At 59.2% G+C, this 9,631-nt stretch carries 7 protein-coding genes; 5 read left to right on the forward strand and 2 right to left on the reverse strand.

Annotated features, from left to right (window positions below; all coding sequences use genetic code 11):
* Positions 1–11: 11 nt before the first annotated feature.
* Together ACFFNA_RS25695 and ACFFNA_RS25700 are read right to left on the reverse strand one after the other, a co-directional pair.
* Complete coding sequence (locus ACFFNA_RS25695; protein WP_095088766.1) at positions 12–1,310, reverse strand: M24 family metallopeptidase; 1,299 nt, start codon at positions 1,308–1,310, stop codon at positions 12–14.
* Positions 1,311–1,454: 144 nt separating this feature from the next.
* On the reverse strand, positions 1,455–2,423 hold the full coding sequence (locus ACFFNA_RS25700) for an NAD(P)-dependent oxidoreductase (RefSeq protein ID WP_095088764.1): 969 nt from the start codon (positions 2,421–2,423) through the stop codon (positions 1,455–1,457).
* 344 nt (positions 2,424–2,767) lie between these two features.
* Between ACFFNA_RS25700 and ACFFNA_RS25705 the strand changes: the two genes are divergently transcribed.
* From ACFFNA_RS25705 to ACFFNA_RS25725, 5 genes are all read left to right on the forward strand, one after another.
* Positions 2,768–3,799: a LacI family DNA-binding transcriptional regulator gene (locus ACFFNA_RS25705; RefSeq protein WP_095088762.1), complete on the forward strand. Its 1,032-nt coding sequence runs from the start codon at positions 2,768–2,770 to the stop codon at positions 3,797–3,799.
* 373 nt (positions 3,800–4,172) lie between these two features.
* A complete protein-coding gene (locus ACFFNA_RS25710; RefSeq protein ID WP_378922635.1) occupies positions 4,173–5,738 on the forward strand; it encodes a sugar ABC transporter ATP-binding protein in 1,566 nt (521 codons plus the stop codon).
* Positions 5,735–6,724 carry an ABC transporter permease gene (locus ACFFNA_RS25715; RefSeq protein ID WP_378922637.1) on the forward strand — a complete coding sequence of 330 codons (990 nt, stop codon included), beginning with the start codon at positions 5,735–5,737 and terminating at the stop codon, positions 6,722–6,724. Before ACFFNA_RS25710 ends, ACFFNA_RS25715 begins: the two co-directional genes overlap by 4 nt.
* Positions 6,725–6,765: 41 nt before the next feature.
* Positions 6,766–7,785: a sugar ABC transporter substrate-binding protein gene (locus ACFFNA_RS25720; RefSeq protein WP_378922639.1), complete on the forward strand. Its 1,020-nt coding sequence runs from the start codon at positions 6,766–6,768 to the stop codon at positions 7,783–7,785.
* Positions 7,786–8,011: 226 nt separating this feature from the next.
* Positions 8,012–9,511, forward strand: a complete 1,500-nt coding sequence (locus tag ACFFNA_RS25725; protein WP_167392230.1) for an amidohydrolase family protein — start codon at positions 8,012–8,014, stop codon at positions 9,509–9,511.
* Positions 9,512–9,631: the final 120 nt, after the last annotated feature.

Raw genomic sequence — 9,631 nt, forward strand, 5'->3', positions numbered from 1 at the left:
CTCTTGCCGTCTCAGTACCGATTGGCGATCGGCAGGGTTTCGGCGGGGAACAGGCTGATAACCTCGCAGCCCTTGTCGGTAACGACCACCTCTTCCTCGATGCGGGCCGCTGAATAGCCGTCCGCCGCGGGGCAGTAGGTTTCGAGCGCAAAGACCATCCCGGTCTCGATTTCCATTGGGTGATCGAGGCTGACGGCACGGCTGATGATCGGCCGCTCGTGCAGCGCCAGACCTAAGCCGTGTCCGAACTGGAGCCCAAAGGCGGCCAGCTCGTTGGGGAAGCCAAGGCTCTCGGCGGTCGGCCAGACCTTGGCGACTACGTCGGTGGTGACGCCCGGCTTGATCAGCGCGATGGCCGCGTCCAGCCACTCGCGGGCCTTGATATAGGCATCGTTCTGCGCCGGCGTAGCCCGGCCGATGTTGAACGTGCGATAATAGCAGGTGCGGTATCCCTGATAGCTCTGCAAGATGTCGAAGAAGGCTTGGTCGCCGGGGCGGAAGTAACGGTCGGTGAAATTGTGCGGGTGCGGATTGCAGCGCTCACCGGCGATGGCGTTGATGGCCTCGACGTCGTCCGAGCCCATTTCGTAGAGCATCTTGTTGGCCATCGCGACGATGTCGTTCTCGCGGATACCAGGCTTCAGTTCCTCCCAGATCATGTGGTAGACGCCGTCGACCATGCTTGCCGCCTGGTTGAGGAGATGGATCTCGTCAACGTTCTTGATCTCGCGTGCGGACAGCATGACCTGCTGGCCGTCGACGACCTTGAGGCCGGCTTCCTGAAGCGCGAAGAACATCGCGGTCTCCGCGTAGTCGACACCGACCGGCATGTCGGCGACACCGGCCATCTTCAGCAAGTTGAAGATCTCTTCGGCGTAGTGCTTCATCAGGCCGAAGGACGGCGGGATCGTACCCCGCATGCCAACGACGCCAGCCCGGCAGCGCTCAGGGTCGAGCCAGTCACAGTACTCTCTATGATGAACGGCAGCCGAGCCGAAGTCCCAGACATAGGGCTCCTCGTCGCCGGCAAGAAGCGCGAAGCGGCACATCTTGTCGCGCTCCCACTCGCCGATCTTGGTGCCGCTGACGTATCGGATGTTGTTGACGTCAAAGAGCAGCAGCGCACCGCAGCCGGACTTGTTGAGGGCCGTCTTGGCGCGGCTTAGCCGATAGCGCCGCAGCCGATCGTGGTCGACCCGACGTTCGAAGTCCACGGCGGTATGGCCTAAGGCCGGCAGGTGCCGGTCCCAACGCCAGTTCGGATCGATATCGCCGGGTTGCAGGATGCGAGGGTTGAGGGCGCTGGACATTTTTCTCTCTCCATTGAAGCCTCGGCGCGCGTGGTATTGCGCACTATGCTTGATTGCGTCGCTACACGAGCCGCGCCTTTCCAGACAAACCCTTGTCCCGCCCCCTAGCCGTTCTCGGCAGGAACGGGACAACTCGGCAGGCTCCTATTGACCGACGCTCTCGGGAACCTCCAGTCCCGTAGGTATAGGCACCCCCTCGCTCTTCAATTTGACCCCAGAAGCAAGCGCAACGGTCTCCAGTACAGCCGCGAAGTCTTTGCCAAGATAGTCCTTAGGATCGAGCTGCAGGTTCGCGGCGCCGAAATGCATCTGGAACGCCTCGCGAGTGATTGCAGTGACGGGCATGGGTACGTCGAGCACGCGTCCGGCCGCGAGCCCCAGATCAAGATCCTTGCGCAACAGCGCCGGACTGAAGGTGGTCGTCCAGTCGAGATTGACGAGAGCATCCGATTTGTACCGGGTGAAGGTCGAACCCATCACCGAGTCGTTCATGAAGTTGAGAAACGCACTCCGAGGCACGCCGGCCTTCTGACAAAGAATGGTGATTTCAGCGAGGTTCTGTATGACGACGCCAAGAAAGACATTGTGTGCGATCTTGCAGAAGCGCGCGAGTTCGCCGTCCCCCACATAGGACACGCCCCGCACGGCAAAAGCTGCAATAAGGTTCTCGACCTGATCGAAGGCGGGCCTCGGGCCCGACACAACGGCGCTCAGCTTGCCGGCCCGCACGCATTTAGCATTGCCGCTCACGGGCGAAGCGATGAGTTGGGCGCCACGTGCCCCTAGGCGTCGACGGAGGTCGGCCGATTCCTCGACCCCGATTGACGAGCAGTCAACGAAAATCTTTGGCATGGCGGTACCGCTAAGGACCCCGTCTTGGCCAAAGTAGACCTGCTCGACATCCGCCCCGGTTGAGACCATCGTAAACAGAACGTCGCAGCCTGCGAGTTCACGGGGCGAGTCTTTTAGTGTTGCCCCCAGATCGACCAAAGGCTCTGCCTTGGAGCGCGTGCGGTTCCAAATCTGGACGCAATGCCCTGCCTTCAACAACCGCTCCGCCATCGGATAGCCCATTCGGCCAAGGCCGATCCATCCGATCCTCAATTCTGTCATGATGCGCGCTCCGCTAACTGTTGTTTCATCGAGTGGCCTTTGTAAAAGAACGTCGAGCGGACAATTGGGCGCCACGGGCGATGGTCAGTTTGCCTTCTTGTCTGCAAACGTTTGCATGATATAGCACGCGTAATTTCCCAGCGTCAAATCGGAAGTGCTAAAAAGTGACGATGCCTCCTAAAGAAAGCTGCGGTCGCTACCAACAGGAGGACCAGGCGCGCATTATGGCTGTGTGGAGCGAGGCCCCTGAAGGCTTGAATTCGCATGCAGCTACTTTTTTGCCTAAATCGCGATAGACCCTTGGTGTCCATTGAGTCCTTCAATTTTTGTATGGCGGTTGCATCATGACGACGAAGAAGCGCATCACGCTGCGTGAAGTGGCCGAGGCCGTAGGTGTCCATGTGTCCACCGTTTCACGTGCCCTTGGTCCCAACACCCGGCATCTGATTAATTCGGACGTCGTCGAACAGGTCATCAGGGCAAGTCGACAAATGGACTACCGGCGGCATGCGGCCGCCTACTCACTGAAAACGAATCGTACGAAGACCGTCGGCGTCATTGTTCCCGACATCACCAACGCCATCTTTCCCCCGATGATCCGAGGCATAGAAGATTCGCTTTCCACGGCAGGATATCTGGCGATCGTAGGGAACACTGATGGCGATAACGAGCGAGAGCGCACTCTTCTTGATACTCTCGTTGGCCGAGGTATTGATGGATTGATCCTGGCGAGCGTCGAGCGCAAAGACGATGTGTTTGATCTGGCTGCCTCGGAAAGCATCCCGATCGTGACTGTAAATCGCAGACCGGACCGTGATTCCGTCCATTCGATCGTACACGACGAATCCGAAGGTGTTCGGCGCGCGCTCACCCACTTGGTGTCATTGGGCCACCGGCGGATTGCGATGATCGCCGGCCCGCAGACCCTGTCGACTGGCGCAGAGCGCTACGCAGCATTCGTGCAATCCAGGTCATCGTTGAACCTGGATAGCGACGAAAGCCTGGTGGCGTTCGCCCAGGCATACAACGAGTCTGCGGGCGAACATTGCGTTGAGGAACTCATAGCGGCAGGCCACACGTTTACTGCTATCCTTTGTGCAAACGACCGTCTTGCGGTTGGCGCCTTGGCGGCCCTGAGCCGCCGAAATCTTATCTGCCCCAAAGATGTATCTGTGACCGGATACAACGACATGCCGATGGTTGATCGAATTGATCCCCCTCTTACGACCATAAGGATTCAGCAATACAGGATGGGATTTGAAGCTGGATCGATGTTGCAGAAGCTTATGAATGGGGAATCGCCGGCTCAAGTCGTAGTCTTGCCCGTCGAATTGGTGATCCGCAGTTCGACGGCGAGGGTTTTGGACGGAAGATAAGCCTTCCTGCGCCTTATCGGTTTTCCACGGTAATGCTTGCCTATGACTGCGCTCATATGTCCTGCCCGTGGGGGATGGCAAGCTGAAGCATGGCGTTTTGACGCCCGGACGAGAACCTTGCTGCCGAGCCGGTCACGGAAAATCCCTGCGACAGTTGTGGTTGACTGCCCATTTTCTTTCGGCTACGTTGCAAACGTTTGCAGAGCCTGCTGCAGTGGGAGGAGACGATGAGCACGATACGGCCGCGCGCGATCCTAACGTCTGCAATCAAACACGTCCCGCTCGATTGCCACGCCAAGATGGTCATCCATCCGTCTCGCAGTGTCTCCACCGCCTCCTGTTCCCCTCATCAAAAAATCGGGTGAAGCCGGCAATGACGAGCAACCAGCACGCTGCTCAGTTCAACGGCTTTCTTCCGCAAGCAGCCGGAATCGCTCTGTCGGCCACCGGCATTTGCCGGCACTTCGGCGCAACCCAAGCTCTCGATCAGATGGAGTTGCAGGTACTTCCAGGGGAGGTGCATGGACTCGTGGGGGCAAACGGGGCCGGCAAATCCACCCTCGTCAAGATTCTCTCAGGAGCACTGAAGCCCGACTCAGGCACCATCACTGTTGGCGGGTGGCATGGCGAATCTTTGACGCCACGTCGGGTCCAGCAGCTCGGGCTTGCGACGATTTTTCAGGAGCGCAGCCTGGCGCCTAACCTCACCGTCGTGGAAAACATTGTGCTAGGTCGAGAGCGGACCATCGCCGGCCTGTTCTTGACGCCGGATCATCAGCAGCACGATGTCGAGGACGTGCTTCGGCGTGTGGGCCTCAATGTTTCGCCGATGACGCCATTGTCGCAACTCTCGCCTGCTGCGCAGCAACTGGTCGAGATAGCAAAGGCACTCTATCGCGGCGCGCGGCTCATCATCATGGATGAACCGACCGCCGTGCTGGGAGCAGCGGAGACCACCAGACTTCTAGAGCTTGTCCGGGATCTTTCCAGCAAAGGCGTCGCTGTCGTCTACATCTCGCATCACTTGCACGAAACGCTCGCGCTGTCGGATCGCGTTACCGTCATGCGCGAAGGGCGGGCGGTTCTAACTGCCCCGTCTAACAGCATGACGCCGCAGACACTCGTCGAGGCGATGATCGGCCGGCATGTCGCCTTGGCCAGGCCAACCCAGTTGAAACTGGGCGATGTCGTCTTCTCTGCGCGGGCCCTCGGGCAAGGTCGGCGACTTTTCGGGATCAATCTAGACCTTCGCGCCGGCGAGATCGTGGGGCTGACAGGTCTGGTCGGCTCCGGCAGGTCCCGGCTCGCGCGGGTCATCTTCGGAGCGGAGCAGCCAGACAGTGGCGAGATGTTCCTTTTTGGCAAGCCCTACCATCCCGCCAGCCCGGCCGAGGCAATCACTCTAGGCGTAGGGCTAGTCCCCGAGGATCGCAAGACGGAGAGCCTGCTACAGCAAATGACTGTCGCTCAGAACGTGACGCTCACCCGGATGCCCGCGACGCCATATTGCGGTTTCATCCGGCTCGGCGAGGAACAAAGGACCGCCATGGCGTGGGTCAAACGCCTCAAGATAAGGTCGGCCCTGCCTGGGTTCCCTGTCTCCACCCTGTCGGGAGGGAATCAGCAGAAGGTCGCAATTGCGCGTTGGCTCCACACGAAGGCTCGCCTGATGATCTTCGATGAGCCAGGGCAGGGCGTCGACATCGGCGCTAAGGAGGAGATCTTGCAGACAATCGGCGCGCTCGCGGGTGACGACTGCGCGGTCTTGGTGATTTCAAGTGACCTGGAAGAACTTACCCAAGTCGCCAATCGTGTGCTTGTGCTGCGCCAGGGGCGCATTGCCGGTGAACTTACCGGCGCAGAGGTGACGGAGCAGCGGGTGCTAGAGCTGGCGATGGGAACCACTTTGCCGGTCAGCATGGATGAGCCGGTAGCATGACAAGTAACCCTGAAAATGCGGTCGGCGCCGGCACCAACGTGAAGCCCCGGCTACCTGCCCTTGGCCGAACGGTACGCGTCTATCGTTCTCGGATCGCGCTCGCCTCGGTCATCCTGCTGCTGATCGCAATCACAGCCACCCAGTCATCGGTATTCCTGACCGTTCACAATTTTGTCAATGTCGCGTCTCAGGTCGCGGTGCTCGGCGTTTTGGCTAGCGGTACCACGCTGTTAATGGTCTCGCGCGGCATGGATTTGTCGATCGGTTCCAGCCTTTCGCTGTCGGGGATGGTGCTGGCTTTCGTGATGCTGCAAGGCGCCCCGATCTGGCTGGCAATCGTGGCATGTCTTGCGGTTGCAGCGGCAGTTGGTGCGGTCAATGGCACGCTGGCCTCTTACTCCCCCATCCACCCCTTCGTTATCACACTTGGCGTTCTTACACTGCTGCAGGGACTGGCGCTTCTCGTTTCACAGACGCCCCTGTACGGGTTGCCGAACGAGTTTATCACCTGGGGCAGGTTGAAATTTCTCGGACTACCGATCGCGGTTGTCGTTTTCGCGCTTGTTGCCCTTTTTTGCCACATCCTTTTGCGCGCCACAAAGTTGGGCCGTTGGCTCTATGCCATCGGCGGCTCCGAGTCAGCCGCTCACCTCGCCGGTGTCCGCATTAGAACCGTTAAGATCGGCATTTACACGCTCAACGGTCTGCTTGTCGGCATTGGTTCGATCTTGCTGGTGAGCCAGATCGGTTCGGCTGGAGCCACCATGGGGGCAGGGCAAGAGCTCAGCGCCATTGCCGCCGTCGCCGTCGGCGGAACCACGTTGGCGGGCGGCAAGGGCGACATGATCGGAACTCTGCTTGGCGTCCTGTTGCTCGGGTTAATCAGCAATGCTCTCAACCTAATGTCGATCAGCCCCAACTGGCAGTACGTGCTCCAAGGTCTCGTCATTGTCACCGCAGTCATGGCGCAGCGAGACGCAAAATAAGCAATCTCAGCCAACCGTAAGATCAAACAGGGAGGAAAATCATGAATGTGGAGACAAAGTACGGGGCGATCAGGAAGAATCTTGTCGGGCGAAGCGGTGTTGGCCTAGCACTTGCGGCATTTGTGTTCGTGCAACCTGCAAGCTCGGCAGACGGACCTTTGACCGGAAAGACCGTCGCGTACATACAGACCTACAGCAACCCTTACTATGACGGGACCGCCGATGGTGTGAAGCTTGCCGCCAAGAGCTTCGGTGCAAGCACGCTCGTTCTTGTCTCGAACTTCGATCCAGCAACCGAGCGCGCGAATGTTCAGGATGCCATCACAAAGAAGGTTGCCGGCGTGGTGCTCGAACCTTCGACGGCTCAAAGCTCCGCGTCCAACTTGGCCTTGTTGAAAGAAGCTGGAATCCCCGTCGTGGTCCTCTACGGATACTCTCCGGACTTGCGCGCGGAGGCGGCCGGCTTCGTCCATGTCAACTATTCCAAGACTGGTGAAGCGGCAGGTGCTGCCCTCGCCAAGGCTCTCCCTGCTGGGGGCGTGGGCGTGATAACCGGTGCGCTCGGCCGTGGCGACGCTGAAGAGATGCTGGAGGGTTTCAAGCGCGGCCTCCGGGATGACAGCAGGATTGTCAGCGTTGTCGATGGTCTCTGGGATCGCCAAAAGGCATTCAAGGCAGCACAGGACATCGTCACCAAAACGCCCGACCTGAAAGGACTGTTCGTGATGAACGAGCCTATGGCGGCAGGTGCCATCCAGGCCATTGGCGATAAGGTGTCGGAGATCACAATTGTAAGCCAGAACGGTTCGCCCGAGGGCCTCACACTCATCAAGCAGGGCACGCTTGTCGCTACATCTGCCTGGTCGCCAGTGGTTGAGGGGATCATTGCGACCCGGATTCTCGATGACACTCTCAACGGAAAGCCACTGGCGGACTCCGACAAGGTCTGTCTTGTTCCATACGTCACCGTCACCAAGGACAATATTGCCGAATCTCCATCTTGGACGCCTGATGAGGCGACACTGGCAAGTGCCATGGCCACCAAGTGCGGCCGTCCATGAAGGTCCTCATTGAATGAGGTCAAAGCGTCGATAGGCAGCACGAGCAGGCGGCCCGCAACAGTTTGCGCGCTCGCCGCTCCAAGGTGGCCATCGGCGATTGCTAGGAACAGTATAGGTATCTCGAGGCAGGGGATCGGCAATGAGCCTTCACATTGACAGTCACGCGGCACCTCATCGGGGCAATCTACCGGCTTCACCTGTGTTCAACCCCCGGGCTTGTTCGTGCATGAGCCACTGGAACCCCCATTTTCAGTTGCACCAACACACTGTTGCGGCGGCACCTATCGCCGCGACAAACGGCGCGCCGGGCCTGTCGAGGTTGCGTGCCACAAACCCGGCAGGCGTGGCGGAACCAAAGCCCGGGAAAGGCCAGCGGATTCTGATCCGCGGCGGTACCGTCGTCACAATGGCTGATGACCATCGTGACTTCGCCCCCGGCGACATTCTGATCGATGGGGATCGTATTGTTGACATCGATCATAAGATCGACGCCACCGACGCTTTCGTCATTGACGCTACGGGTATGATCGTCGTTCCAGGTATGGTCGATACGCACCGCCACACCTGGCAGTCCACGGTCCATACGCTCGGACCGGATTGGCTGCTGTCCGACTATTTTGGCTTCATGCGCGGCGTGATCGGGCGCGTATACCGACCGGAAGACCTTTACATCGCAACCTTGCTCGGCGCGCTTGAGGGCATCGATTCCGGCACAACAACGCTTGTCGACTGGGCGCATCTGATGAACACTCCGGCACACGCTGACGCCTCGGTGCTTGCGCTCAAAGATTCAGGCATTCGTGCAGTCTTTGGGTATGGAAATAGTAACGCGGGCTACGAATTTCCAAATACGCATCGCCTCGATACGATCGATGCGAGACGGGTGCGAGATCAGTACTTCTCAGGCGCCGGCGGGCTGGTCACCATGGCGATAGCCGCACGTGGCCCAGACTACTCATCCCGGGAAGTTTGGATGGACGACTTCAAGGCGGCCAGGGAGCTGGGGCTGCCGATCACGGTGCATGTTGGCTCGAACGGGTCCTACTCCTATTCTGTCGGCCAGCTTCACGAGGCAGGGCTTTTGGGTCCTGACATTACCCATGTCCACTGCAATTCGTTGAAGAGCGACGAATACAAGATGATTGCGGACACCGGCGGGACCGTGTCGATCTCCGTTGAATCGGAAATGCACCTCGGGTGCGGCGCCAACCCGCTGTCGCGGCTGCTGGCCAATGGAATCCGACCGAGCATCTCGACTGACGTGCCGAGCGTGAATTCCTGCGACATCCTCGGTGCGTTGCGAATCACCCTTGGCACTCATCGCGGCCAAATATCGCAACAGATGCTCGACCATTCGGGCGAGAAGACTGAATCACGGCTAACGACCCGTGATATCCTGGAGTTTGCCACCCTGCGAGGCGCAGCCGCGGCGGGTCTGTCAGGAAAGACGGGGATGCTTGCCGCAGGGATGCAGGCTGATATCGTCCTTCTGTCCTACAAGCGTGTAGGTCTCTTCCCGCTTCACAACCCGACTGCGCTCGTGGTCATGAATGCAACTCCAGCGGACGTGGACACCGTCGTGATTGCCGGCAAGATCATGAAGCGTCATGGCGTACTGGATGTCGATCTCGCCGCGATTACGCGTGCGGCCGAGGCGAGCGCTGACTACTTGTACTCGCAGTCAAAAATGAAACCGCGTCCGACCTGCTATAGACTAGGGGCCTAGAGAGCCGAGAGCGTGTGAGACCGGTAATTTCTCTGGGGTTACGCGGCGCGCAGAAGGGGTGGTTTGGGCTTGAATAATGGGCGCACGTTTGGCTCTGGCTGTCGGAAGGGTGCCCGCAGC

This window comes from Mesorhizobium kowhaii, from assembly GCF_042431665.1.
Taxonomy (GTDB): Bacteria; Pseudomonadota; Alphaproteobacteria; order Rhizobiales; family Rhizobiaceae; genus Mesorhizobium; species Mesorhizobium kowhaii.

What these genes read in the sequence shown, in the direction of transcription:
- ACFFNA_RS25695 (WP_095088766.1), bottom strand. Translation starts at nt 1,310, where the DNA reads ATGTCCAGCGCCCTCAACCCTCGCATCCTGCAACCCGGCGATATCGAT.
- ACFFNA_RS25700 (WP_095088764.1), bottom strand. Translation starts at nt 2,423, where the DNA reads ATGACAGAATTGAGGATCGGATGGATCGGCCTTGGCCGAATGGGCTAT.
- ACFFNA_RS25705 (WP_095088762.1), top strand. Translation starts at nt 2,768, where the DNA reads ATGACGACGAAGAAGCGCATCACGCTGCGTGAAGTGGCCGAGGCCGTA.
- ACFFNA_RS25710 (WP_378922635.1), top strand. Translation starts at nt 4,173, where the DNA reads ATGACGAGCAACCAGCACGCTGCTCAGTTCAACGGCTTTCTTCCGCAA.
- ACFFNA_RS25715 (WP_378922637.1), top strand. Translation starts at nt 5,735, where the DNA reads ATGACAAGTAACCCTGAAAATGCGGTCGGCGCCGGCACCAACGTGAAG.
- ACFFNA_RS25720 (WP_378922639.1), top strand. Translation starts at nt 6,766, where the DNA reads ATGAATGTGGAGACAAAGTACGGGGCGATCAGGAAGAATCTTGTCGGG.
- ACFFNA_RS25725 (WP_167392230.1), top strand. Translation starts at nt 8,012, where the DNA reads ATGAGCCACTGGAACCCCCATTTTCAGTTGCACCAACACACTGTTGCG.